Origin of the sequence: Sphingomicrobium aquimarinum (assembly GCF_039655735.1) — a bacterium.
GTDB lineage: Bacteria > Pseudomonadota > Alphaproteobacteria > Sphingomonadales > Sphingomonadaceae > Sphingomicrobium > Sphingomicrobium aquimarinum.
Window position 1 is genome coordinate 748,579 of record NZ_JBBYXH010000002.1, and the last position, 22,828, is coordinate 771,406.

The window sequence follows — 22,828 nt, forward strand, 5'->3', positions numbered from 1 at the left end:
CCGGATAGGGAAAAAGGCCTGCGTATTCAGGCCGGTAAGATAGAGCGGGAGTGGGCGGACACATGGCAGCAACGAGTAACCGGGGCACGGGCCTTCTTCGAACGCGCGAGCTGTTCCTCAGGGAGGGTGAGCGCGTGACGCGACTGAAAGTTTCCGTGTTTTCTCAAATCTTTGCCGTTGCCATGTTCTTCGGCCTGACGGGCTGGGCGGGGTTCGCCACGGCCCAGCTGATGAACGAGCGTGAAGCCTCCTTGTCGCTCGAAGCCGAGATCGCCTGGCACAAGCAGATCGAGGAGCGCCAGGTCGTCCTCGCGACGCTGGCCAATCGCCTTCTCGACGAGCGTTATGCCGAGCAGGTCAAGGAACTCGAAGCCTTGGGCGTCGCCGACCGGGTCGAAACCGGACAGGGCGGTCCCTTCGAAGCCGCCGACAGCGGTGACAAGACCTTCGCCAAGCTCTTCAAGAACTGGAAGCGCCTCGACAACCTCGCCGACGGCGCCATCGCGGTTCCCTCGGCCAAGCCGGTGGAAGCCGCGCGCCTGACGTCGAGCTACGGTACGCGTAACGACCCCTTCAAGAATCGCCGCGCACGCCATGCCGGCATCGACCTTGCCGGTCCGATCGGCACGCCCATCCTTGCCACCGCCGACGGCGTGGTGAAGCGCGCGGGCCGGAATTCGGGCGGCTACGGCAACCTCGTCGAGGTCGATCACGGCAACGGCATCATCACCCGCTACGCCCACATGTCGAAGATCGACGTTCGTGCCGGCGACCGTGTGAGCCGCGGCCAGCCGGTCGGCAAGATGGGCTCGACCGGCCGTTCGACGGGTAGCCACCTTCATTACGAAGTGCGCATCGACGGTCGCTCGGTGAACCCCATCCCCTTCATGGAATCGACCGATTACCTCGTCGCGCTGCGCGACGCCGACGCCTCCGACGCCATGCACGGGCTCGGTGGCAGCGAATAAGAGTTCGTCCCCAACGGACGTGCCATTGAAGGGCGGGTTGTTAGCGCGGCCCGCCCTTCTTACATCGTCGAGACCATGAGCGATCCCGTCCTGACCCCCGCCGCCGCGCATCGTGTGCGCCTTATCGCCGACAAGCAGGGTGCGCCCGCCATGCTGCGCCTCGGCGTGGACGGCGGCGGCTGCGCCGGCTTCACCTATCGATTCGAATTGGGAACGCCCGAGGACGGCGACATCACCACCCAGACCGATGGCGTGACGCTGCTGGTCGACTCGGTGAGCTTGGATTTCCTCAAGGGATCGGCGGTCGATTTCGTCGAGAATCTCGGCGGGGCGAGTTTCCAGGTGACCAATCCCAACGCCCAGTCGGGCTGCGGCTGCGGATCGAGCTTCTCGATCTGATGCCCAGCGTCGTCAGCTTTAACATCAACGGGATCCGCGCCCGGCTCGAGCGGTTGACCGAATATCTCGCCAAGGAACAGCCCGACATCGTCTGTCTTCAGGAATTGAAGGCGATGGACGACAGCATCCCCAAGAAAGAGTTCGAGGATGCGGGCTACCCGGGGGTCTGGCACGGACAGAAGAGCTTCAACGGTGTCGCGATCCTCGCCAAGGGGGAGATGCCTGAATTGGTGCGCACGGGCCTGCCCGACGATCCCAACCCCGACCAGTCGCGCTATATCGAGGCCGACGTCAAAGGCCTGCGCGTCGCCAGCATCTATCTTCCGAACGGCAACCCGATCGGCACCGAGAAATTCACCTACAAGCTTGCATGGATGGAGCAGCTGCGCCTGCACGCTGCCGATCTTCTTACGCGCGAGCGGCCTACGGTTCTGGCGGGCGACTATAATGTCATCCCCGAAGACCGCGACACCTTCTCGCGATCGGCGATGGCGAACGACGCGCTGTTCCAGCCCGAAAGCCAGCAGGCGCTGCGGCGGATCGTGGCGCAGGGCTGGACCGATGCGTTACGCACCTTCCATCCCGACGAACCCAAGCTCTACACCTTCTGGGACTATCAACGCGGGGCGTGGCCGCGCGATGCAGGCTTCAGGATCGATCATCTGCTCTGTTCGCCTTCCGCAGCCGACCGCCTGACGGGTGCAGGCGTCCACAAATGGGCGCGCGGGGAGGAAAAGGCCTCCGACCACGCGCCCGTCTGGGCAAATTTCGCCTGAGCCCTATCCGTTGACGATGGTTCCGCCGTTCGGGTGAAGAATCTGTCCGCTGATATAGCTTGAATCCTCGCACGCGAGGAACAGGTAGGACGGCGCAACCTCGTTGGGCTGCCCGGGACGCCCCATCGGCGTGTCCTTGCCGAAATCATCCATCTTTTCGGGCAGCATGCCGCCCGACGGGTTGAGCGGGGTCCAGATCGGGCCCGGCGCGACGGCATTTACGCGGATGCCGTCCTCGATCAAATTCTCGCTGAGCGAACGGGTAAAGGCGGTAATCGCGCCCTTGGTGGCCGAATAGTCGAGCAGCACCGGCTGACCCTTGTACATCGTGATCGACGTCGTGTTGATGATGGCATCGCCCTTCTTCAGGTGCGGGCGTGCGGCCTTGGTCAGGAAGAACATCGAGAAGATGTTCGACTGGAAGGTGCGGCGCAGTTGCTGCTCGTCGATATCGGTGATGGAGCGGTCGGGATGCTGTTCCCCGGCGTTGTTGACGAGGATGTCGATCCCGCCAAGTTCCTCGACCGCGCGTTCCACGACCTTCTTGCAAGCTGCCTCGTCTCCGAGATCGGTCGCCATGCCGAAGGCCTTTGCACCTTCTTTTTCGCATAGTTCGATCGTCTTCGTCGCGTCCTCGTCTTCGTTGAGATAGACGAGCGCCACATCGGCGCCCTCGCGCGCGAACAGGATGGCGACCGCCCGCCCGATTCCGCTGTCGGCGCCGGTGATCAGCGCCCGCTTGCCTTTCAAGCGCCCCGATCCGGGGTAGCGGGGCATATAGTCGGGGGTGGGTTCGAGCTTCGCCTCGGAACCCGGCAGGTCGGCCTCGTGCAGCCGCGGGAAAGCGGGCTTGGCGTCGATGGTTTCAATGGTGCTCATGTCATTCTCCTTTGGTTTCACCAACAAAGGAGACTGCGCCGCGTGCCATCCCGCGCGACGGGCCGCGCCCTCAGAGCGGCTTGCTGTAGACGCGGTAGACGTGGTTGATGCCCGCGCCGGGGAGCTGTGCGATCGACATCATCCCCGCATTGTCCTCGAGCACCCAGCCGAACTCGCCGAAATGCACGCCATATTTCTCGACGCAGGTGCGCCGCGTATATTCGATCATCATGAAAGCGAGCTGGCTGGCAAGCCGCCCGCGCTGGTGCGACTTGCGCACCCCCATCAGCGGCACGCGCACCCGGCTGACGCGTGAGGGATCACGCAGCCGCCAGAGCAGCTTCGCCCAGTTGAACGGAAATAGCCGTCCGCCCAAATCCTTGAGATGCTCGTTGACGTCGGGGATGGTCAGCATGAAGGCGACCGGCTCGCCCTCGACCTCGGCAATCTTGACGAGATCCTCCACGATGATCGGCTTCAGCTTTTTGCCCGCATAGGCGATTTCCGCGTCGGTCAGCGGCACGAATCCCCAATTGTCCGACCAGGCGTCGTTGAGGATGTCGAGAATGAGCGCGGCTTCCTCGTCGAAGCGCGACTTGTCGGCGTTGCGGACGCGGATGCGGTCCGATTTCTCTCCCGCCTTGATGAGCCGGGCGACGACCGGGATCATGTCGATGCGGATATCGAGCGCGAATGTGTAGAGATCGCGGATCTTCTGGTAGCCGGCGGCTTCGATCCATCCGGCATAGTCGGGCTTGTGATGACCCATCATCACGAGCGGACTCTCCCTGAAACCCTCGACCAGGAGCCCCGGCTCGTCCCAGATGGAGATGCTGAAGGGGCCGAGCGAGCGGGTCATCCCTTTGCCGCGCAGCCAGTCCTGTGCTGCCTCGAGGAGAGCAGCCGCCGTCTCTTCGTCCTCGGCTTCGAAGAGGCCCCAGTGCCCTTCACCCGGATAGCGCTCGGTCCACAGATCGTCGATCTGCGCGCTGATGCGTCCAACGGTCTTGCCGTCCCGTGTCGCAAGAAGAAGTTCGAGCCGCCCGTGCCCGAACCAGGGGTTCTTGCGCGGATCGAGCAGGGCGCGCGCCTCGTCCTTGAGCGGGGGCACCCAATAGGGATCGTCCGCGTAGAGCCGGTAAGGCAGGTCGATGAAAGCGCGACGCTGCGCGGACGTGCGAACAGGTTCGATAACGATGGCGGCGCTCATGATGACGAGCGCTAGCGTGCGACAACGACTTTGTCATCCGCGCTTCATCTTGAATTCGCTAAAGTAACTCCCAAGTCGTGGAGCGCCATGATCGTGCCGCATTTGGCGCGCACTTGCGCCACTGTTTTGGGAAGCAAGACCATGTTCGAAGCGAAAACTCTTGTCCCCGCCGACGGGGAGATGATCGAGGATGCGCCTCTGGCGCCATCGATGCGTGCGCCGATCGCCGACGACAAGGCCATGCTCAAGGCGGCCGCGACCCTCACCCGCGATCTCAACCGTCCCGATGCGAAGATCTTCTGGTTCGACCTGATCGCTTCTGTCCTTGTCGGCTACGGCGCGCTGATCGGCGCGATGTTTACCGCGGCAGTTGCGCCCAAGGCCGCCCTGCTGGCGGTGGCGATCCTCGCCATCTACCGCGCGGGCAGCTTCATCCACGAGATCGCCCATATTAAGAAGGGCGACCTTCCCCATTTCCGCACTGCCTGGAACCTGCTGGTCGGCATCCCGCTGTTCGCGCCGTCCTTCATGTACGAGGGCGTTCACAACCAGCATCATGCGAAGACCAAATATGGCACCATCGACGATCCGGAATATCTGCCGCTCGCCTCGATGCGCCCGTGGACGCTGCCCCTGTTCATGATCTACGGCGCCTTCGCGCCCGTTCTCCTGCTTCTCCGCTTTGCGTTGCTCGCGCCGTTGAGCTTCTTCTCCAAGCGTCTGCGAACGCTGGTGGTCGAGAAATATTCCGGCCTGCAGATCAATCCCGACTTCCGCCGCGCGTGGCCGGAGGGCGACGCGGCACGGCGCTTCACGCTGCAGGAAGTGGGGGCGACCCTGTGGGCCTGGGCGCTGATCGGAATGACCGCGACGGGCATCCTGCCGCTGTCCGCGTTCCTCACCTTCATGGGGGCGGCCTGCGGGATGATGGCGATGAACCAGCTGCGCACGTTGGTCGCGCATCTTTGGGAGAATGACGAGCGGCAACCGATGAGCGTGACGCAGCAGTATCTCGACAGCGTCAACGTACCGCCGCCCTCGACGCTGCCCGCGCTTTGGGCACCGGTGGGACTGCGCTACCATGCGTTGCACCATTTGCTGCCGGGCGTCCCGTATCACAATCTTGGCAAGGCGCACCGCCTGTTGTCGGTCGAGCTCGAAGAGGCGTCCTCGTACCATAAGACGAGCGCGTCGGGCCTATGGCCGTTGGTCGCGAACCTGACGCGCCAGTCGTTCGCGCGGCGCAGCGCTACTCCTCGGAACGGATAAGGATCGCCTCGCCGAGCGCGGCGAATAGGGCGACGGGTCCCCAGGTGGCGAGCAGCGGCGGATAGACCCCCGCATTGCCCATCGCGAGCGCGAAATTGTCGGCGACGAAATAGGCGAATCCCAGCGCCATCCCGATCACCGCGCGGACGAGCAGGTGTCCCGAACGCGCGAGCCCGAAGGCGGCAACTGCCGCGAGCAGCGGCATGAGGATCGTCGACAAGGGTCCGGTGATCTTGTGCCACCAGCCCGCTTCGGCCACCGTGGTGGGCAGTTCGGCGGCCTTCAGATCATCGATCGTGTCACGCAGCGCGACGATGTCGAGCGCTTCGGGGTCGACCTTGGCGAGCCGGAATTGCGCGGGCTCGATGCCGGCAAGCCCGGTGCCTTCGTTCGCTTCGGTGACGAGGTTCATCTCGGCATCGTAGCGGGCGATTCCCTCGAAGCGCCATTCTCCGCCTGCGGGCCGCGCATTGTCGATTTCGGTAATCCGCTCGATCCGCCCGTCGTCGCGCTCGAACAAGGTGACATCGGTAAGGCGGAAGTTCGCGCCGCGTCCGGCTGCCTGTCGCGCGTGGACGAGTGTTTCGCCCTGACTGAGCCAGATGTCGGCGAAGACCCCCGTCTCGGGCTCGATCGGCTCGTAGTCGCTGTCCTTCCAGGCGTTGATGACGCGTGCACTGTCGACCGTGACCGTCTCGTTGAACGCGAACAGCGCGCCCGCCAACAGGCTTGCGGCGAGGATCATCGGCGCGAGGATCTGGTGCGCGGAAAGACCTGCCGCCTTCATCGAGGTCACCTCGCTGTTGGCATTGAGCCCGGCGAAGGCAATCAGGCAGCCGAGGAGGACCGAGAAGGGCAGGAAGCGCGTCACGAGCATGGGAAGCCGGAGCGCCGCATAGCGCCACAGATCCGCCTCGCTATTGCCTTCGACCCCGAGAATCTTGCTCGATTCACCCAGAAGATCGAGCATCAGCAGGACGAGGACGAGGGCCATCAGAACCGCGAGGCTGCGGGTGACGAACAGCTTGATCATGTAAGCGGCGATCCGCCGCGAGGGGAGAAAGTCGATATTGATCATTCTCGCCCCTCCGCGCGACGGGCAAGCGCACGGCGGCGCGGGTCGGGCAACAGCTTGCGAATGGTCTTGCCGACCTTGGCGAAGGCTGCCTCGAGCGCACCGATTGGCTGTCCACCGGGGCGGTGCGCGATGACATGGTACATCCAGCCGATCAGCAGGACGAGCGCGATAAAGGGAAGATAGAGCGCCACTTCGGGGATGACGCGCCCCTGCGCGCCCGCGCCCTCCGCCCATTGGTTGATCTTGTGATACGTCACCACCATCACGATCGCGATGAAGATGCCGAGCGAGGAACTGCTGCGCTTCGGCGGCACCGCGAGCGCGATGGCGAGCAGCGGAAGCATCAGCATCATCAGCACTTCGACGAGCCGGAAATGCAGATTCGCGCGGGCGGCGAGTTGTCGCTCGGGATCGGCGCCGGGCGTGAAATAGGCGAGGCGGGTCAACTCGGGCAGGTAAAGTTCGCGGATCGTCTCGTTCCCGCGGGATCGGAAGGCCCCGACGCGCGGCAGGCTGATCGGCAAGTCGTAGCTTTCGAACGAAAGCGTCCGGGGGCTGGCGAAATCGCTCGCGTCCTGGATGAGACGTCCCTCGCGCAGGCGGAAGATGATGGTGTCGGGATCGTCGGTCGCAAGAAATTCGCCGCGCGCCGCCGTCGCCGCCACGTTCATGTCGTCGCTGTCGAGATTGACGAAGATGCCGCCCAGTTTCCGGCCTTCCTCTTCCGAGCGGTCGATGCGGAGCGTAAGATCGCCCAGCCGATTGAACTCGCCGACCTTGATCGATGCGCCGAGCGTTCCTGACCGCAGGTCGAACCGTAGCCCCTCATAATTATAGCGCGCATAGGGCTCGACGAAGCCGACGATGAAGAGATTGAGCGCCAGCAAGGCGATCGCATAGAGGTACGGGACCCGCAGCATCCGCCCGTAGCCGACGCCGATGCCGCGAAGCGCGTCCAGTTCGCTCGACAAGGCGAGGCCGCGAAAAGCGAGCAGCACGCCGAGCAGCAGCCCGATGGGGATCCCCAAGGCGAAATATTCGGGCAGGCTGTTGGCGAGCAGTTCGAACACCACGCTGACGGGGCCGCCGGCGTCGATGACGAAGTCGAACAGGCGAAGGATCTTGTCGAGGACCAAGAGCATGGCGGCAAGCATCAGCGTGCCGAGTAACGGCACGAAAATGGCTCTGGCCAGATAGCGGTCGATCAGGCCCATCGGCTCCGGGTCCAGTGCGAGAAGCTGCAATACGTGGCGTCGCTCTGCCCCCGGCGTGCGCGCGGTGTCAACGGCGGGCCGATCCGATCAGGCGATCGAGCTGACATTCCCGTGGGCATCCACGCTGTTCGAGCGTCGCAGCGTGTCTGCGACCGCCTTCGACAGGCCGCCCACGGTGAAGGGCTTGCGCAGCAGTTCGTACCCCTTGAGATCCTCATTATTGTCTCCGTCGCCGACGAAACCGGTGACGAAGAGCACGGCAAGATCGGGTTCGAGCTTCTTGAGTTCGCGGACCATTTCAGGACCCGTCATCTCGGGCATGATCACGTCGGAAATAACGAGGTCGAACTTGCCCGGTTCGAACAGGTCGAGCGCGGCGGCACCGCTGTCGCAGCTGACGGGTTCGTAGCCGAGATCCTCCAGCGCGCCCATCGTCGCGTTTCGCACGCGCACGTCGTCTTCGACAACGAGAATGCGGGCATTGATGCAGACGGTGTCGCTGTCCTCCGAGAGCGCCTGTGCGGCCGGATGAAGGTGGACATTGCTGGCTTGCTGCCGGGTGCGCGGCAGATAGATGGCGACCGTGGTCCCTTCTCCGACGACACTTTCGATCCCGATCTCGCCGCCCGACTGGTGGGCGAAGCCGAAGATCTGGCTGAGGCCGAGGCCGGTGCCCTTTCCGACCGCCTTCGTGGTGAAGAAGGGTTCGAAGGCGCGTTCGCGCACCTCGTCGGTCATGCCGACGCCGGTGTCTTCGACCGCGATGCGCAGATACTCGCCCGCCGCGAGCGCGCCGACCGCGCTGTCCTCGAGCGTGACGTTGGAGGAACGGATGAAGAGATCGCCTTCGCCGTCCATCGCGTCGCGGGCATTGAGCGCGAGGTTGAGAAGGGCGTTCTCGAGCTGATGCGGATCGACGAAGACGGGGTGCGGATCCTCGACGAGCTCGTAGCGAATGGTGATGCGTTCGCCGAGAGTGCGATCGAGCAGTTCGCGCATGTCCTCGATCATCTGGCCCGCATCGACACGCTCGGGAAGAAGCGGTTCCGAACGGGCGAAGGACAAGAGCCGCCGGGTCAGTGCGGCGGCCCGGGTGGCGCCGTCCATGGCGTTGCCGAGATGGTTCAGCAGTTCGGCGCGGGGCCCGTCGATCCGGCGCTTGGCGAGATCGATGCCGCCGACGACGACGGCGAGCATGTTGTTGAAATCGTGCGCGATACCGCCTGTCAGCTGGCCGACGGCTTCCATTTTCTGGATCTGGCGCAGTTGCGCTTCGGCACTGGCCCGCTCCTCGGCTTCTGCCCGCAGCGCTTCGTTGGCATGGCTCAGTTCGGCGGTACGCTCGGCGACCGCATCCTCGAGCAGGCGAGCGCGTTCGGTCTCGGTTTCGGCCTGGCGCCGGGTTGTCGCATATTGGCGGAACACCTCGAATGCGAAACCGCCGAGGAACACGGCCATCAGCCCGGTAATGATTCCCAGGACGATGAGATAGTCGCTGAGACGATTGGCGCGGGCCGAGAACAGCCGAGTCTGGTCGATCGACGTGACGAGGGCATCGCGTTCGGCGGAGGCGATGTCCTGGATCTGGCGGCGCAGCAATGGTCCCGTATCGGCGCGCCCCGCGGCATAATAGAGATTGATTCCACCTTCGCGCTGCTTGGCGGCAGCGGCGCGGGCTGCGGCGGAAAGTTCGGTGTCGCGCTGGTTGAACAGATCGACCAGCACTTTCACGCGCTGCGACTGCTCCTCGTCGCTCAGGGTCAGGCGATAGAGCTGGTTGAGTTGTTGACGGGCGAGACGCCAATTGTCGTAATAGAGGTTTCCGCTTTCGGTTTCCTCGTCGAGGACGAAGCGGCCGAGCGCGGCTTCGGAGCGCGAGATAGAGGCGTCGAGCGTTCGGGTGAGCAATGTGACATCATAGGCGTCGCGCTCGCGCTGCATCGCGCTGTCGCGCATTTCCGACGAGGTCGCGACGAGCCAGATCGTGACGATCAGCGCGACGATCGCCAGCAAGGCAACCGAGACGAAGCTGACGCGCCGCCAGTCTGCAGCTCCTGTATGTTCACCATCGGACATAGGCCCGTCCGTCTTACGCCAAGGCTGGCGCGGCTCCAAGAGCTAGATCGCTCCGACTGCCTTGCCGGCGCGTTCGAACATCCCGAGAATTTCCTCGACCTGTTCGTCCGAATGGAGAGCGCAGAGCGAACAGCGAAGCAGCGTCATGCCCGCGGGCGTGGCGGGCGGGCGGGCGAGATTGACGTACAATCCCTCGCGCAGCAACGCTTCCCACATACGCGCGCCCTTCTCGAGATCGGGCATGATGACGCTGATGATAGCGGACTGGGGGGTCTCGGTGCCGAGCGTGAAGCTCAGCTGCTTGAGCCCGCCGTGAAGCCGACGGCTGTTCTTCCACAGATGCGCGCGTTTGTCCGAAGCGGACATGATCTTGCGGATCGAGGTGGCCGCGGTAGCCATGACCGAAGGCGGTAGCGATGCCGTGAAGACATAGCCGCGCGAGACGAGCCGCATGATCTCGAATTTGGGATGGTTCGACACGCAATAGCCGCCGACCGTGCCGACCGACTTCGAAAAGGTCCCGATGATGAAGTCGCACTGGTCGAAGACGCCCTGTTCCTCGGCAACGCCGCGGCCATTCTCGCCGATGAAACCCATCGAATGCGCTTCGTCGATCAGCACCATCGCGCCATATTTCTTGGCGAGGGGGACCATTTCGGCGAGCGGTGCGGCATCGCCGAGCATCGAGTAGACGCCCTCGAGGATGACGAGCTTGCCTGCCTCGGGCGGCAGGCGCTTCAATCGCTTTTCGAGTGCCTCGATGTCGTTGTGGCGGAAGGGCACGACGTTGGCATTGCCCATGGCGCAGCCGTCGTAGATCGACGCATGGCTGTCCATGTCGAGGATGATATAGTCGTCCTTGCCCGCGATCGTCGAGATGATGCCGGTATTGGCGAGATAGCCGGTCGAGAAGACCATGGCGTGCTCGGTGCCGAAGAATTCCTTGAGCGCGGCCTCGCAATCCTTGTGCGGAGCGTAAGTGCCGTTGAGGACGCGGCTGCCCGTGGTGCCCGATCCGAAATCGTCGAGTGCCTTCTTGCCCGCCGCGATGACGTCGGGGTCGAAGGTCATGCCCATGTAGTTGTACGTGCCGAGCAGGATGGTCTCGCGCCCGTTGCACATGGCGACGGTGGGCGAGACGACCTCTTCCATGACGAGGCTGAAGGGATCGGTGACCCCGGTCGAGAGCAGTTCCTCGCGCTGCTGGATCAGCGGGTCGAACTTGGAGAAGAGATCGCCGCCCGCCGGCGCGTCGGTGACCGGAAGGTCGCTACCCGTGCCGCTCACGTCAGTCGGCCATCTTCGTGACGGCATCGACGAGCTGGCCGACCTTCTCGATCTCGGCCTGCTGGTTCATCGTGATGAGGATGTCGAACTCGTCCTCCACCTCGGCGACGAAGTCGAGCACGGTGAGGCTGTCCCATTCGAGGTCCTGCGCGAAACGGGTTTCCTCGGTCACTTCGACGCCCTTCTTGTTGAAGTCGTCGATCAGCTTGAAGACACGGGTCTTCACATCGTTGCGGTCTGTCATGGCAAAAATCCCTAAGGTTCGGCGGGACGAATGGCAATGGAATGCGGCGAAACGCGGGCGGGTCTGCGGTTAGAGCCAGCCCTGCTCGCGGTACCAGGCGGCGGTGTCGGCAAGGCCTTTTTCGGTGGAGATGCTCGGTTGCCAGAGTTCCGGGTCGGGGCGCTTCAGCGGATTCACGGCCCAGTCGGGGTGGCAGAAATAGGCGGCGCGGTCGGGAGTGAGTTTGGCCTTGTCGCCGCGGAACATGCGGTCGAGGCGGGCGCCGACTTCAAGGACCTGGCGCGGCATCGATAGCGTGACGTTGCCGCGGCCGACCGCGCGCCCCAGTGCCTTGGCAAATTCGACATGGGTCCAACCATCGGCGGTGCCGTCGTCGGGTTCCAGAATGAGGCCGCTGCGGCCCTTGCCATCCGCGAGCGTGAGGAGGAGGTCGGCGAGGTCGTCGGCGTGGATTAGGCTCAATTTCCCCTTGGGCGGAAGCAGGACGACACCACGGCCGGCCATCTTGAACAGCTCGAGCGTTTCGCGGTCGCCGGGGCCGTAGACGGCGGGCGGGCGGACGATGACCTGATCTAGGGCCGACGTGCGCACGGCGGTTTCGCTGCGCGCCTTGGAAGCGCCGTAGAGCGAGAGGGAGGGCTCGCGCGCGGCGAGACTGGAGACGTGGACGAACCGGGGGACGCGCTTTACCTTGGCGGCGGCGAGAAGGTTTCTGGTGCCCTCGACATTGCCTTTCTCGAAGCCCTCTGCATCGGGCGCGTTGATGACACCCGCGATATGAATGACGGCCTCGGCGCCCTCGCAGAGTTGTTCGAGCGCGGCGCTGTCATGGAGATCGCCTTCAATCCAGGTGACGCCTGCGCGCTCTTCCTGCGGGCGGCGGGTGAGGCAGGTGAGGTCGCGGCCTCGCTCGGCAGCGCGTTCGAGCAGACGACCGCCGACGAAGCCCGTGGCGCCGGTGACGGCCAGTGTCACGATTTGCTCCTTATACCGGCGACCATTCCGGCTCCTCGGGCTCGTCGCCGTAGCCACTTTCGTCGCCGTCCGTGGCGGCCTTTTTCTCGGGCAGCAGCTCGATGATCCTGTCGAGCAGCGCGTCCATGCCGGTGCCCGTCATGGCGCTGACCTCGAGAACCTTCTCGACGCCGATATTCGCCAGTTCCTCGTGCGCGATGGCGATGACATCGTCGTCGACCGTATCGGTGCGCGAGAGACAGACGATCTGGGGTTTGTCCTCCAGTTCCTCGCCATAGGCTTCGAGTTCGCCCTGCACGGTACGGTAGGCAGCGGCAGGATCGCCGCCGTCGGCATCGACGAGATGGACGAGCAATTTGGTGCGCTCGACATGGCCGAGGAAGCGATCGCCGATCCCCGCGCCCTCGGCGGCGCCTTCGATGAGGCCGGGGATGTCGGCCATGACGAAGGCGCGGCCCTTATGCTCGACCACGCCCAGCTTGGGGTGGATGGTGGTGAAGGGGTAGGCGCCGGTCTTGGCCTTGGCGTTGGAGACGGAATTGATGAGCGTCGACTTGCCCGCATTGGGAAGGCCGACGAGACCGACGTCCGCGAGGAGCTTCAGGCGGAGCCACACCCAGGCTTCCTCGCCCGCTTCGCCCGGCTGATGCTGGCGCGGCGCGCGGTTCGTGCTCGTCTTGTAGGACAGGTTGCCCCGCCCTCCCAGGCCGCCCTTTAGGAGGCGCACTTCCTGCCCCTCCTTCTCGAGGTCGGCGATGAGGCTGCGCTCTTCGTCGTCGGCAAGCACCTGTGTGCCGACGGGGACGTCGATATAGAGGTCGCGCCCGCCCGCGCCCGTCTGGTTGCGGCCCGCGCCGCCCTTGCCGCGCGGGGCCTTGAAATGCTGGGTGTAGCGAAAGTCGATGAGCGTATTCAACGCGGGTACGGCGCGGAAGATGATGTCACCGCCCTTGCCGCCGTTGCCGCCGTCGGGGCCGCCGAACTCGAGATACTTCTCGCGCCGGAAGCTGACCGCGCCGGGACCGCCCGCGCCGGAAGCGACGAAAATTTTTGCCTGGTCGAGGAAATGCGCCATGCGCGGCCCCTAGCCCAGTTTGCCGGCGGGGGCGAGAGGGCAAGCCGGTGGAGGATGCGGTCGGTGCAGACGCGGCACCGACGCCGTCCGATCAGATCCGCTCGCGCAACACGGCAAGAATCTGACGAATCGCGATTTCATGTGCCGCGCTTGGCGGCAGATCGCAGGCGCGGGCGACTTCGTCTCCGACCAGCGCGTCCCCCACCGCGAACAAGACGAGACCGAGCGTCGCACGATCGAGGGGCCGTGTTTCGCCCTCCTGCGTGATTTGCTCGATGACGCCCGCAATGGCGCGTTCGACGGGCTCCAACGCCTCGCGTCGCCGCGAGAGGACGACCCACGCGATGAGTTCGCCGAACTTTTGCTCGCGAAACTCCGAAAACATGTTCTCGACCACGCTGCGCAACTTGGTCTGGCCTGCCTGATAGCGACCGATCGAGCTGGCGATACTGTCGGCGACCTCGCGCGCGATCTCGTCGGCGAGCGCGGCGTGCAGCTCGTCGACCGAACCGAAATGATGGAGGAGAGCGGCATGAGTGCGGCCCATCCTGGTGGCGACGGCCTTCAGCGTGATCGCGGCGGCGCCTTCGTTCCGGAGCAATTCGCGGGCAGCAGCGACAGCGGCGGCGCGGCTTTCCTCAGGCGTCATGCGTTTACGGTTCGGCAATCTAATTGACATAAATGTCAGTAATACCCATATCAATGTCGAACGAAGTCTTTGGAGCCTTGTCGTGACGACCGCAACACTTACCCCCGCCGACCTTACCATCACGCCGCGCGACCGCCAGTTCGGGCGGGATGAGGCAACGCCGCGCTGGTGGCATTCGAACGACCCGTTCGCGACGGCCTTCTACAATGCGCTGTCGGCGACCTTTCCCGATGGCGAGGCGTTCTTCGTGCGCTCGGTGCGGGCGTTCAAGGACGGCGTGCCCGACCGGCTGGCGGCGGACATCAAGGCATTCACGACGCAGGAAGCGATCCACAGCCGCGAGCATGACGCATTCAACAAGCGCGCGATCGAGGCGGGCTACAATATCGCACCGCTGGAGGAGAATGTGCACGATCGGCTTGCCCTCCTGAAGGACAAGCCCCCGATCGCAAGCCTCGCGGTAACGATGATCCTTGAACATTTCACCGCGATCCTCGCGCAGGCGTTGCTCGAGGACCCGCGGCATCTCGAAGGAGCGGACGAGGCGTCCCGCGAATTGTGGAAGTGGCACGCCGCCGAAGAGATCGAGCACAAGGGCGTGGCCTATGACACGTGGCTTCACGCGACGCGCGACTGGTCGCGCTTCAAGCGGTGGAAGATCAAGTCGGCGCTGATGGTCAACGTCACCGGGACCTTCTTCAAATATCGCACCAAGGGAATGCTCGACCTCTTGGCGCAGGACGGCATCACCGGCGCGCGGGCGCGCTGGGGTTTGTTCCACTATGCGTTTCTCAAGCCCGGGATGGTTCGCAAGATCATCGGGCCATGGTTGGCCTTTTTCCTGCCCGGATTTCACCCGTGGAACGAGGACGACCGCCACCTCATCGCAGAATATGAGGAGAGCGGTGCCCACAAGTTCGAGCGCAACGGCCGCAAGGTGCGACGCGCGTCGGCGGCTTGAAGGAGCGTCATTCCAGCCTGCGCCGGGGTAACGACTAGGCCGCGACGTTCGTGACTTCGCCGTCTCCCGCCAGTTCCAGCGCGTAGAGTTCGCACAGGTCTTCGCGGCCACGGCCGCAGCTGTGGCGCATGGCGCGCTGGCCGGTGGGGACGAAGCGCAGCTTTTCAAGAACGCGCCCGCTAGCGGGATTGTCGATGAAATGACCGCCGAGGACGCGAGGCCAGCCTAGTGTCTTGGCGATATCGAGCGCGGCGCGGCCGGCTTCGGTCGCATAGCCCTGGCCCCAGTGCGGGCGGGCGATCCAGTAGCCGAATTCGATCTCGCCGGAAGACTCGTATCCGAAACCGCAGGCACCGACGATCTCCGCCGTGTCGCGGCGCGTGATGAGGAAGGTGGGGAGCGGGCCCTCGTTCATGCGCGCGAGGTGGGCACGCGCGTCATCGAGCGAATAGGGCCAGGGGGCCTTGGCGAGATTGCGGACGATGCCCTCGTCGGCGATCCGCGCCGCGAGTTTCTCCGCATCTTCAGCCCAGCCGGGGCGTAACAGCAATCGATCCGTCACCGCGAACATCATGTCTTCTCCCTCGCGCGCCCCGTAGACGGGGTTCGTGACTAGTCCGGGAGAAGTTTCGGACGCTCTTGTGACGGTCCAAAAAAAAGAAGGGACCGCTGGACGGTCCCTTCTCCCTTGTGTCTTATTGTCCGGACCGTCCTGGTGTGGACCGGTCCTTTATCGACGGGTCCTGTCTTATTCGGCTGCCTCGCCCATCGTTTCGACGTGGACATATTTGCGGCCAAGCTTGCCGTCACGAAACGTGACTTGGCCGTCGATAAGCGCAAAAATGGTGTGGTCGCGGCCGAGGCCGACGTTCGTGCCCGGATACCATTTGGTACCGCGCTGGCGCACGATGATGTTGCCCGCGACGACGCGTTCGCCGCCAAACTTCTTGACGCCGAGATACTTCGGATTGGAATCGCGGCCGTTACGCGACGAGCCGCCTGCCTTCTTATGTGCCATTACTTCTTCTCGGTCTTCTTGGCCGCGGGCTTCTTCGCAGGAGCCTTCTTCGCGGCAGGTTTCTTCGATTCTGCGGCCTTCTTAGCAGGCGCAGCATCCTTTGTCGATTTTTTCGCTTCCGCCTTCTTGGGCGCAGCCTTCTTCTCGGTCGCGGGCTTGTCGTCGGCCTTCTTGGCTTCCGCCTTCTTGGGTGCGGCCTTCTTCTTCTCGCCACCGATCGACACGATCTCGAGGATCGTGTGCTGCTGGCGATGGCCGCGCTTGCGGCGATAGTTGTGGCGACGACGCTTCTTGAAAACGGTCACCTTCTCGCCCTTGGCCTGAGCGACCACCTTGGCCGCGACGGTCAGGCCGTCGGTCAACTTCAGATCCGAGCCTTCGCCGGCCAGAAGGACGTCATCGAGGGTGACATCGTCACCGGCTTCGCCGTCGATCTTTTCGACGACGATCTTGTCTCCGGCAGCAACCCGATATTGTTTGCCGCCCGTGCGCACGACTGCGAACATTGGCTCTTCTCTTCAATAATTAGCGTTTTTCCGCGCGCTCAAGCGATCGGTGAAGAACGGTCGGCACGAGGGGATGGGGCCAACTATGGAAACGTGGCCAGCCTGTCAACCGATTTGGCCCGAAAAAGCGGGCGCAAGCGGCCCTAGTGGCGCCGTTCGGGGCGCAGGTGATAATGACCGGGTTCGAAGCGCGAGAAGATCGCCGGAATGGCGGGGTGCTCGATCGGCTCGTCCTCGGCGTCGGGCACGAGGTTCTGCTGGCTGACGTAGGCGATGTAGCTCGTCTCCTCGTTCTCGGCGAGCAGATGATAGAAAGGCTGGTTCTTGGCGGGACGCATCGTCTCGGGAATGGCTTCGTACCATTCGTCCGAATTGTCGAACTCGGGATCGACGTCGAAGATGACGCCGCGAAAGTCGAGAAGGCGGTGGCGCACGACGTCGCCGATGCCGAATGTCGCCTGGGGGAACTGAAACTTCATATGCCCAATGTAGGCGTTTGCGGGGGCGCTACAAGCGGCTTGGAAAGATCATCCGCGCCTCGAGGCCCGGCTGGCCGTCGGCGCGATCGGCGAGTTCGAGGCGGCCGCCGTGTCGGCGCATGATCGCATCGACGATGGCGAGCCCGAGGCCGTGGCCGCCGGTGACGCGATTGCGCGAGGCCTCGGCGCGTTCGAAGGGTTGGCGCAACCGGTCGCGCTCCGAGGCTGGAATGCCGGGGCCGTCGTCGCGGACCGTGATGACGAGGCCCTCGATGGAAGCGGCGGCGTCGAGCGCGACGCCGGTACCATGCCGAAGACCGTTGTCGATGAGATTGGCGAGCGCGCGGTCGAGCGAGGCTTCGTCACCCGCGATCGGTGGGAGAGGGGGGAGGTCGGCGAGGGTCACGTCGTCGCGCAGGGCGGCGCGGGAGAGAAGGCGATGCGGATCGATGCGGGCGTCGGGAGCGATGCTCCGCGAGGCACGGGCGAGGTCGAGGATCGCTTCGAACTGGGCGTGGAGCCGCTCGATCTGGTCGACCAGCGCGGCCCGACGCTCGGCGTCATCGACGGCTTCGGCTTCGAGACGAAGCGCGGTGAGCGGCGTCCGCAGGTCATGGCCGATCGCGCCAAGCATGACGTCTTTCTCGCTGATCATGGTGGCGATACGCGCCTGCATGGCATTCATCGCGGCGATCAGCTGGGCGATGTCGCGCGGCCCCTTCTCGGGGACCGGTTGCGGATCGGGCTGGCCCGAAAATCGCTCGGCAGCGTGGACAAGCGCCTTCAAGGATCCGGACACGCGCGCAAGCAGGAAGAGCGTCGGCACGATGATGAGTAGGCCGATGAGGAGGTGAAGTCCGAGCAGTCGCGCGAACACGGGGGCGATTGGAGCGGGCGCGCGGGCGGGAACGCTGACCCAGCGCCCATCGGCAATCGGCAATGCGAGAAGCATGCGGCCCTCGCCATCGCCCCGACCGCGCGGACGCGGGGGAAGTCGCACGGCGCGCGCATCGGTGCCGTCGACACCGGCTTCGGCGAGCGCGGTACGGAAGGCCATCTCGGCCTGCGCGAGCGTAACGGGATTGGCGGGCAGGGGATTTTGCGGAGCGACGCTGAGCATGGCGCGCCGACCGCCACGGCGACCCTCACCCTCGAAGCCGCGCGCAGCCCGCCGCTCCCCGAGCGGACCGACGCGATCCAGTCGGTCGCTGATCGCGGCACGGCGCTCGAGACGTTCGGGGTCGGCGAGGAGGATGGCGATGCGTTCGGCGGCCGGGCGCACGGCCCGCTCCATCATCTGGTCGCGGCGGTTATCGAGGGCGAGGCTCAGCGAGACCGCCTGACTGACGAGCAGCGCGAGCAGGACGACGAGCGTTATCTGTGCGCGGAGCGACAGGCGGTTCACGCGCGCTCCACCGGGACGGCGAGGCTGTACCCCACGCCGTGGACCGTGCGCACGATGTTGGGCCCGCGTTCGCCCAGTTTCTTGCGCAGCCGCATGACGGCGTTATCGATCGAACGATCGAAGGGGTCGGCTTCGCGCCCCTTCGTGAGGTCGAGCAACTGATCGCGGGACAGCGGTCGCCCGGCCCGTTCGACGAGGGTCAGAAGCAGGCGATAGTCGCCGCTCGTGAGATCGACGGGTTCGTCGCCAGCAAGCAGCTGCTGGCGTACCGTGTCGAGCGTGAAATCGTCGAACCGATAAACGACCGCGCCGGGTGCTTCTGGATCCTTCGGTTCGGCGCGCCGGAGAATGGCCTTCAACGGCGCGGTCAGTTCGCGAGGATTGAAAGGTTTGGTCAGATAATCGTCAGCGCCCATTTCGAGGCCGACGATGCGGTCGACGTCTTCCGCCTTGGCAGAGAGGAAGAGAATGGGGAGATCGCCCTTCTCGCGGATCGAACGGGCGAGACTGAGGCCGTCTTCGCCCGGCAACATGATATCGAGCACGGCAACGCGGAAAGCGTAGGCGCCCAAGGCTTCGCGCGCCGCGGCTGCATCGGCGCAGGGCGTCACCCGGAAACCGTCGCGTTCGAGATAGCGCACGAGGGGCGTGCGGATCGCGGGTTCGTCCTCGACGAGCAGGAGGTGGGGGCGCTGCGGCATGATGCTGGTTAAAACGCATGACGGGCGGGGGCCGGTCTGACCAGTCCCCGTCCGCCGCGCGTCGTCCTCGACTGCCTAGCGGTTGGCGCGATTCGCGCGGCGTTGGTCGCGCATTGCCTGCCGTGCGGACTGGCGCTCGGCCTGCGTCAGGACGCCGTCGCGATTCGCGTCCGCGCGCTGGAACCGCTCGATCTGCGGAGCCTGGAACTCGGCCAGTGTGACGGCACCGTCATTGTTGGCATCGAGACGGTCGAAGCCGCCGCCGCGCATGCCCTTGCCCATGCGGGCCCCGCGCTTGCCACGCATCTTGGAGGTTTCGCCCTCGCGATTCGCCATTCGTTCCGCGCGCTTGGCGGCGCGCTGCTCGCGGGCGGCGTCCATCTCCGCCTTGCTGATCGCGCCGTCGTTGTTGGTGTCGAGGCGATCGAAGCGGGCGTCGCGCCGGGCATCGCGCCGGGCTTCCATCTCGGCCTTGGTCACGCGCCCGTCGTTGTTCCCATCCAGCGCCGCGAAGCGCTCCGCGCTACGCTGCTGCATCTGGGTCAGTGTCACGTCGCCCTGCGGGCCGCGCATCTGCGGCTGTGCGCCAGCGGCGGCAGGAAGGGCGAGTGCGGTGGCGGCCAGCATCATCGTCAATGTCTTCATGGTGATCCTCTCCTCGGAAAATCTTGTTTTCGATGATGCCCTTCTAGGCGTCTCGTGTCGCACGATGATGGCAGGATCCGACGCCTTTGTCGCAAGATGTCGCAGACATCAGGCGGGGACGGACGCGCCTTGCCAGTCGAAGTGCCCGCCGCTGTCTTGTGGGCCAAGGCCTTGAAGGACGTCGAGGAGGTGGGCGGCGCTCTGCGCTGGCGAGAAGAGCTTGTCCTCTGGCACATTGGCCTGAAAGGGCTCGGACAAGCGCGTATCGACGGTGCCGGGATGAAGCGCAGCGACCACGCCTTCGGGGTGGGTACGGGCGAGCTCGATGGAGAGCGTGCGGACGAATTGGTTGAGCGCGGCCTTGCTCATCCGGTAGCCATACCAGCCGCCCAGCCGATTGTCCGAGATCGAACCGACGCGCGCCGAGAGGAAGGCGAAGTGGAAGCGCGCCTTGCGCGGCAGGAGCGGGATGAAATGGCGCGCGACGAGCGCGGGGCCGATCGTGTTGACCGCCATGACGTGCGCGAGGGTCGCCGCGTCGAGATCACGATAGGTTTTTTCGGGCCCGAAGTCCGTGCCGTGAAGCACGCCGCTGGCGACGATGACGGCGTCGAAGGGGGCGTGGTCAGTCAACGCCTCGGCTGCGACGGCGATGGTCTCCGGACGCGCGAAGTCGATAGCAGGATCGCTCGCGCGGCCAAGGCGGGTGACGGAGCCGCCGCGGGCCTCGAGCCCGTCTGCGAGCGCGCCGCCGATGCCGCCGCCCGCGCCGACGACGATCATGTTGCGAATTGCAGCCATTCCCGAACAATCCGCCGCGACCCGAGAAGTTCAGCTCCCTTCCCGTCGACAGTACGCCACCGCCCAGAAACCCAAGGGAAACGGCAGAAAAAGCTCCGATCCGGAATGGATAACTCGGGCCAATCCCGCCTCGCGGACCTACGCTCCTTCTGCTCGGAATTGGATGCGCGCGCCGTTTCGGCATGCGCGCTTGATCGCTCAGACAGGGGAGATTGCTCATGCTTCGGAACGCCGATGATCACCAAGCCAAGGATGGAACTGGAAACGCGGAGGCAGGGGGCGACCTGTGGCATGGCGCCGACCTCATGATAAACGGCTGCGAAGAGGCAATCTGCGGGGCGCGCGGATTGCCTCTTTTATTTCGGGCGATGCCTTGCTAGAGGCGCGCCTCGACCGGGGCCGGCGACCCGCCGCCCCATGTCCAAGCAGATGCTGGAGAGGTGCCGGAGTGGTCGAACGGGGCGGTCTCGAAAACCGTTGTGCCTTCACGGGTACCGTGGGTTCGAATCCCACCCTCTCCGCCATCCGCTAGACACACGTTCCTTCGAGCGATTGCCTCATCGGCCCAGCCGAATAGCCAAGTTCCATCCGCGTTTTCTTCGCGATCTCGTAGCGCGCAAGGCGCTCCGGGTCGGTGCCCGCTTCCACGATCCAGGCATCGACCGGACCATCTCGCGTTTGGACCGTCTCGCTACCCGACACCCGCACCACGAATTCGCCAGCGCCTTTGTCGTATTGCCACATCGGGACGGCGAAGGACGCATTGTCGGCTAGCGGCAGCGAGGCGAACAATAGTCCCCAAAGGTTGCCGTCCCAGACCCGTCGCGCCGGTTCGAAGGCCAGTGGCTCGCGTCCTTCGCCCGTCTCGCGCATGCCGACGATCGTGTCCCCACGATAATCGACGGCGACCTGCTGCCATCCCGGCGTCTGGCGGTCGGCACCGCGGCGGCTCAGGAGCGACATCGGGCGCAGGGTTGCGCGATCGACCAGAAAGACGTCCCGCATCTCGAAGGAACTTTCGGACAGCCTTTGATGCACGACGATCTGCCACGCCGGCGCGCCGGAGAAGGTCACGGGAACGACGCGTTGCCGCGTGGTTCCGACCCTTCTGTCGCCCGAGAAGATGCCGTAGCAGACCTCGCCTTCCCGAAGACGCATACCGTCGACAACGGGGAGGGTTGGCTGGGCGGCCAACGCTTGGGCGGCGAGCAGCATTTGAAGTATCATCATCTTACCTCTCATTCCGGTCGTGGGCAGGCGGACGCGGAGCCGCTTCTCATCGCTGTCGGCCGGGCCGCTTCCAAAGGTACAGAGCCGCGAGCACGACGATCTCGACTCCCAGAAGCGCGCCATGCAGCGTCATCCCCGAAGTCTCTGCCGAGATGGCGGCGATGTTTGCGACGAGGGCGACGGTGACGAGCGCGGTCACCGTCCCAGTCACGGCGACCCCCCGCCAATTCCTGTCGAGCAGGAGCCAGCCGGTCGCCGCGTGCGCAAGTGCGAGGATGAGCAACAGCAGCGTCATGATCGGTGCGGATTCCAGATAGAGGCGGGCGGCCTGGCCGAGGCCTTGGTGCGCCAGACCCGCATGATAGGCGTCGGTGCCGTTGCGCATCAGGAGGATGCCGGAAAGCGCGCAGCCAAATTGGAAGATTGCGACCGGTAGGATCATCCCCAGCACGACCATGTGCCGGGCGAGGGCATGGCGCCCCTCGGCATGCCGTAAAAGGCGGCCCGCGATGGCGAGAAGACATCCGGCCAGAAAATCCACACCGCCACCGGTTCGCCGAACCTCTTCATATTCGCAGCACATCGCGAGCGCCCAGTCGCGATCCTCGCGCGAGGCGCAGCGCAGGATCAGCCTGCAGAGAAAGGTCCCGACAACAGGGCTCACGCCGGTCGCATCCTGCTGTCGGAAGTGTCGGACGATCCGCGCTGCGCCAACGCGAACGTCAGACCGTCGGCGGTCAACCGATAGGCGTGTCGAGGAGGGCGGCCGGGTTCCGCCGGCTCGAGCCAACGCGATTCGAGCAGGCCGCGGTCTTCCATCCGCATGAGCAGCGGATAGAGCGTTCCCGACAAAAGGTCGGTCGCCTTCATCAGCTCATATCCGTGCATCCAGCCCGAAGCGTTTTCAGACAAAGCGGCGAGCAGTTTGCGCTGCTGCGGGGAAGGGCGTCTCGACCGGGTCATCGGTTACAATCAACATATGT

General features: G+C 64.7%; 26 protein-coding genes and 1 tRNA gene. 6 read left to right on the forward strand and 21 right to left on the reverse strand.

Going from position 1 to position 22,828, the window contains the following annotated elements; translation table 11 throughout:
- Positions 1-134: 134 nt before the first annotated feature.
- The 3 genes from WJS89_RS09855 (at position 135) to xth (ending at position 2,143) form a co-directional block, all read left to right on the forward strand.
- Entirely contained in the window at positions 135-968 is an 834-nt protein-coding gene (locus WJS89_RS09855) for a M23 family metallopeptidase (RefSeq protein ID WP_346340760.1), read from the forward strand.
- Between the two features lie 75 nt (positions 969-1,043).
- Positions 1,044-1,367: a HesB/IscA family protein gene (locus WJS89_RS09860; RefSeq protein WP_346340761.1), complete on the forward strand. Its 324-nt coding sequence runs from the start codon at positions 1,044-1,046 to the stop codon at positions 1,365-1,367.
- Positions 1,367-2,143 (forward strand): exodeoxyribonuclease III, encoded by a 777-nt coding sequence (xth, locus tag WJS89_RS09865; protein ID WP_346340762.1) that lies wholly within the window; start codon positions 1,367-1,369, stop codon positions 2,141-2,143. Before WJS89_RS09860 ends, xth begins: the two co-directional genes overlap by 1 nt.
- A gap of 3 nt (positions 2,144-2,146) precedes the next feature.
- On the opposite strand, the gene WJS89_RS09870 is transcribed toward xth, so the two are convergent.
- Entirely contained in the window at positions 2,147-3,022 is an 876-nt protein-coding gene (locus tag WJS89_RS09870) for an SDR family oxidoreductase (RefSeq protein ID WP_346340763.1), read from the reverse strand.
- Positions 3,023-3,092: 70 nt separating this feature from the next.
- Entirely contained in the window at positions 3,093-4,232 is a 1,140-nt protein-coding gene (locus WJS89_RS09875) for an N-acetyltransferase (protein WP_346340764.1), read from the reverse strand.
- A 141-nt stretch (positions 4,233-4,373) separates the two neighbouring features.
- Here WJS89_RS09875 and WJS89_RS09880 point away from each other — a divergent pair, with 141 nt between their 5' ends.
- On the forward strand, positions 4,374-5,501 hold the full coding sequence (locus tag WJS89_RS09880; RefSeq protein ID WP_346340765.1) for a fatty acid desaturase family protein: 1,128 nt from the start codon (positions 4,374-4,376) through the stop codon (positions 5,499-5,501).
- Here the strand turns inward: WJS89_RS09880 and lptG are convergent.
- From lptG to WJS89_RS09920, 8 genes are all read right to left on the reverse strand, one after another.
- Positions 5,482-6,579 (reverse strand): LPS export ABC transporter permease LptG, encoded by a 1,098-nt coding sequence (gene lptG, locus WJS89_RS09885; RefSeq protein WP_346340766.1) that lies wholly within the window; start codon positions 6,577-6,579, stop codon positions 5,482-5,484. The two genes, WJS89_RS09880 and lptG, sit on opposite strands and share 20 nt — an antisense overlap.
- A complete protein-coding gene (locus WJS89_RS09890) occupies positions 6,576-7,793 on the reverse strand; it encodes an LptF/LptG family permease (protein ID WP_346340767.1) in 1,218 nt (405 codons plus the stop codon). Before WJS89_RS09890 ends, lptG begins: the two co-directional genes overlap by 4 nt.
- 87 nt (positions 7,794-7,880) lie before the next feature.
- On the reverse strand, positions 7,881-9,869 hold the full coding sequence (locus WJS89_RS09895; protein WP_346340768.1) for an ATP-binding protein: 1,989 nt from the start codon (positions 9,867-9,869) through the stop codon (positions 7,881-7,883).
- 42 nt (positions 9,870-9,911) lie between these two features.
- Positions 9,912-11,156, reverse strand: coding sequence for a serine palmitoyltransferase (gene spt / locus WJS89_RS09900; protein ID WP_346340769.1), 1,245 nt, complete (start codon positions 11,154-11,156; stop codon positions 9,912-9,914).
- Between the two features lies 1 nt (position 11,157).
- A complete protein-coding gene (locus tag WJS89_RS09905) occupies positions 11,158-11,400 on the reverse strand; it encodes an acyl carrier protein (protein ID WP_346340770.1) in 243 nt (80 codons plus the stop codon).
- Positions 11,401-11,469: 69 nt separating this feature from the next.
- Complete coding sequence (locus WJS89_RS09910) at positions 11,470-12,375, reverse strand: NAD-dependent epimerase/dehydratase family protein (protein WP_346340771.1); 906 nt, start codon at positions 12,373-12,375, stop codon at positions 11,470-11,472.
- Between the two features lie 10 nt (positions 12,376-12,385).
- Complete coding sequence (obgE, locus tag WJS89_RS09915) at positions 12,386-13,450, reverse strand: GTPase ObgE (RefSeq protein WP_346340772.1); 1,065 nt, start codon at positions 13,448-13,450, stop codon at positions 12,386-12,388.
- Positions 13,451-13,541: 91 nt separating this feature from the next.
- Complete coding sequence (locus WJS89_RS09920; protein WP_346340773.1) at positions 13,542-14,099, reverse strand: TetR/AcrR family transcriptional regulator; 558 nt, start codon at positions 14,097-14,099, stop codon at positions 13,542-13,544.
- 82 nt (positions 14,100-14,181) lie between these two features.
- Here WJS89_RS09920 and WJS89_RS09925 point away from each other — a divergent pair, with 82 nt between their 5' ends.
- Positions 14,182-15,060, forward strand: a complete 879-nt coding sequence (locus WJS89_RS09925) for a metal-dependent hydrolase (RefSeq protein WP_346340774.1) — start codon at positions 14,182-14,184, stop codon at positions 15,058-15,060.
- Positions 15,061-15,094: 34 nt separating this feature from the next.
- Here WJS89_RS09925 and WJS89_RS09930 read toward each other — a convergent pair whose 3' ends face one another.
- From WJS89_RS09930 to WJS89_RS09965, 8 genes are all read right to left on the reverse strand, one after another.
- A complete protein-coding gene (locus WJS89_RS09930; RefSeq protein WP_346340775.1) occupies positions 15,095-15,634 on the reverse strand; it encodes a GNAT family N-acetyltransferase in 540 nt (179 codons plus the stop codon).
- A gap of 174 nt (positions 15,635-15,808) precedes the next feature.
- On the reverse strand, positions 15,809-16,078 hold the full coding sequence (gene rpmA / locus WJS89_RS09935) for a 50S ribosomal protein L27 (RefSeq protein WP_346340776.1): 270 nt from the start codon (positions 16,076-16,078) through the stop codon (positions 15,809-15,811).
- Positions 16,078-16,584, reverse strand: coding sequence for a 50S ribosomal protein L21 (rplU, locus tag WJS89_RS09940; RefSeq protein ID WP_346340777.1), 507 nt, complete (start codon positions 16,582-16,584; stop codon positions 16,078-16,080). The genes rpmA and rplU overlap by 1 nt, the downstream gene beginning before the upstream one ends.
- 143 nt (positions 16,585-16,727) lie before the next feature.
- Complete coding sequence (gene hspQ, locus WJS89_RS09945; RefSeq protein WP_346340778.1) at positions 16,728-17,063, reverse strand: heat shock protein HspQ; 336 nt, start codon at positions 17,061-17,063, stop codon at positions 16,728-16,730.
- Positions 17,064-17,091: 28 nt separating this feature from the next.
- The gene (locus WJS89_RS09950) at positions 17,092-18,468 is read right to left on the reverse strand and encodes a HAMP domain-containing sensor histidine kinase (protein WP_346340779.1); all 1,377 of its coding nucleotides are present in this window, start codon (positions 18,466-18,468) and stop codon (positions 17,092-17,094) included.
- Entirely contained in the window at positions 18,465-19,169 is a 705-nt protein-coding gene (locus WJS89_RS09955) for a response regulator (RefSeq protein ID WP_346340780.1), read from the reverse strand. Before WJS89_RS09955 ends, WJS89_RS09950 begins: the two co-directional genes overlap by 4 nt.
- A gap of 75 nt (positions 19,170-19,244) precedes the next feature.
- Complete coding sequence (locus WJS89_RS09960; protein WP_346340781.1) at positions 19,245-19,814, reverse strand: EF-hand domain-containing protein; 570 nt, start codon at positions 19,812-19,814, stop codon at positions 19,245-19,247.
- A gap of 108 nt (positions 19,815-19,922) precedes the next feature.
- Positions 19,923-20,615, reverse strand: a complete 693-nt coding sequence (locus WJS89_RS09965; RefSeq protein WP_346340782.1) for an SDR family NAD(P)-dependent oxidoreductase — start codon at positions 20,613-20,615, stop codon at positions 19,923-19,925.
- A gap of 434 nt (positions 20,616-21,049) precedes the next feature.
- On the opposite strand from WJS89_RS09965, the gene WJS89_RS09970 reads away from it, so the two are divergent.
- Positions 21,050-21,139, forward strand: a tRNA-Ser gene (locus tag WJS89_RS09970).
- 4 nt (positions 21,140-21,143) lie between these two features.
- On the opposite strand, the gene WJS89_RS09975 is transcribed toward WJS89_RS09970, so the two are convergent.
- The 3 genes from WJS89_RS09975 to WJS89_RS09985 are packed head-to-tail and all read right to left on the reverse strand — an operon-like array spanning position 21,144 to position 22,808.
- Positions 21,144-21,845 carry a DUF3108 domain-containing protein gene (locus tag WJS89_RS09975; protein WP_346340783.1) on the reverse strand — a complete coding sequence of 234 codons (702 nt, stop codon included), beginning with the start codon at positions 21,843-21,845 and terminating at the stop codon, positions 21,144-21,146.
- A 46-nt stretch (positions 21,846-21,891) separates the two neighbouring features.
- A complete protein-coding gene (locus WJS89_RS09980; protein ID WP_346340784.1) occupies positions 21,892-22,509 on the reverse strand; it encodes a hypothetical protein in 618 nt (205 codons plus the stop codon).
- Positions 22,506-22,808, reverse strand: coding sequence for a PadR family transcriptional regulator (locus tag WJS89_RS09985; RefSeq protein WP_346340785.1), 303 nt, complete (start codon positions 22,806-22,808; stop codon positions 22,506-22,508). The genes WJS89_RS09980 and WJS89_RS09985 overlap by 4 nt, the downstream gene beginning before the upstream one ends.
- Positions 22,809-22,828 lie beyond the last annotated feature (20 nt).

Excerpts from the sequence above, each read along its gene's own strand:
- hspQ (WP_346340778.1), bottom strand. The coding sequence starts at position 17,063 with ATGAAGTTTCAGTTCCCCCAGGCGACATTCGGCATCGGCGACGTCGTG.
- WJS89_RS09960 (WP_346340781.1), bottom strand. The coding sequence starts at position 19,814 with ATGAAGACATTGACGATGATGCTGGCCGCCACCGCACTCGCCCTTCCT.
- WJS89_RS09985 (WP_346340785.1), bottom strand. The coding sequence starts at position 22,808 with ATGACCCGGTCGAGACGCCCTTCCCCGCAGCAGCGCAAACTGCTCGCC.
- WJS89_RS09975 (WP_346340783.1), bottom strand. The coding sequence starts at position 21,845 with ATGATGATACTTCAAATGCTGCTCGCCGCCCAAGCGTTGGCCGCCCAG.
- WJS89_RS09875 (WP_346340764.1), bottom strand. The coding sequence starts at position 4,232 with ATGAGCGCCGCCATCGTTATCGAACCTGTTCGCACGTCCGCGCAGCGT.
- WJS89_RS09860 (WP_346340761.1), top strand. The coding sequence starts at position 1,044 with ATGAGCGATCCCGTCCTGACCCCCGCCGCCGCGCATCGTGTGCGCCTT.
- rplU (WP_346340777.1), bottom strand. The coding sequence starts at position 16,584 with ATGTTCGCAGTCGTGCGCACGGGCGGCAAACAATATCGGGTTGCTGCC.
- WJS89_RS09920 (WP_346340773.1), bottom strand. The coding sequence starts at position 14,099 with ATGACGCCTGAGGAAAGCCGCGCCGCCGCTGTCGCTGCTGCCCGCGAA.
- WJS89_RS09890 (WP_346340767.1), bottom strand. The coding sequence starts at position 7,793 with ATGGGCCTGATCGACCGCTATCTGGCCAGAGCCATTTTCGTGCCGTTA.
- WJS89_RS09955 (WP_346340780.1), bottom strand. The coding sequence starts at position 19,169 with ATGCCGCAGCGCCCCCACCTCCTGCTCGTCGAGGACGAACCCGCGATC.
- WJS89_RS09965 (WP_346340782.1), bottom strand. The coding sequence starts at position 20,615 with ATGGCTGCAATTCGCAACATGATCGTCGTCGGCGCGGGCGGCGGCATC.
- xth (WP_346340762.1), top strand. The coding sequence starts at position 1,367 with ATGCCCAGCGTCGTCAGCTTTAACATCAACGGGATCCGCGCCCGGCTC.
- rpmA (WP_346340776.1), bottom strand. The coding sequence starts at position 16,078 with ATGGCACATAAGAAGGCAGGCGGCTCGTCGCGTAACGGCCGCGATTCC.
- lptG (WP_346340766.1), bottom strand. The coding sequence starts at position 6,579 with ATGATCAATATCGACTTTCTCCCCTCGCGGCGGATCGCCGCTTACATG.
- WJS89_RS09895 (WP_346340768.1), bottom strand. The coding sequence starts at position 9,869 with ATGTCCGATGGTGAACATACAGGAGCTGCAGACTGGCGGCGCGTCAGC.
- obgE (WP_346340772.1), bottom strand. The coding sequence starts at position 13,450 with ATGGCGCATTTCCTCGACCAGGCAAAAATTTTCGTCGCTTCCGGCGCG.
- WJS89_RS09930 (WP_346340775.1), bottom strand. The coding sequence starts at position 15,634 with ATGATGTTCGCGGTGACGGATCGATTGCTGTTACGCCCCGGCTGGGCT.
- WJS89_RS09870 (WP_346340763.1), bottom strand. The coding sequence starts at position 3,022 with ATGAGCACCATTGAAACCATCGACGCCAAGCCCGCTTTCCCGCGGCTG.
- WJS89_RS09905 (WP_346340770.1), bottom strand. The coding sequence starts at position 11,400 with ATGACAGACCGCAACGATGTGAAGACCCGTGTCTTCAAGCTGATCGAC.
- WJS89_RS09880 (WP_346340765.1), top strand. The coding sequence starts at position 4,374 with ATGTTCGAAGCGAAAACTCTTGTCCCCGCCGACGGGGAGATGATCGAG.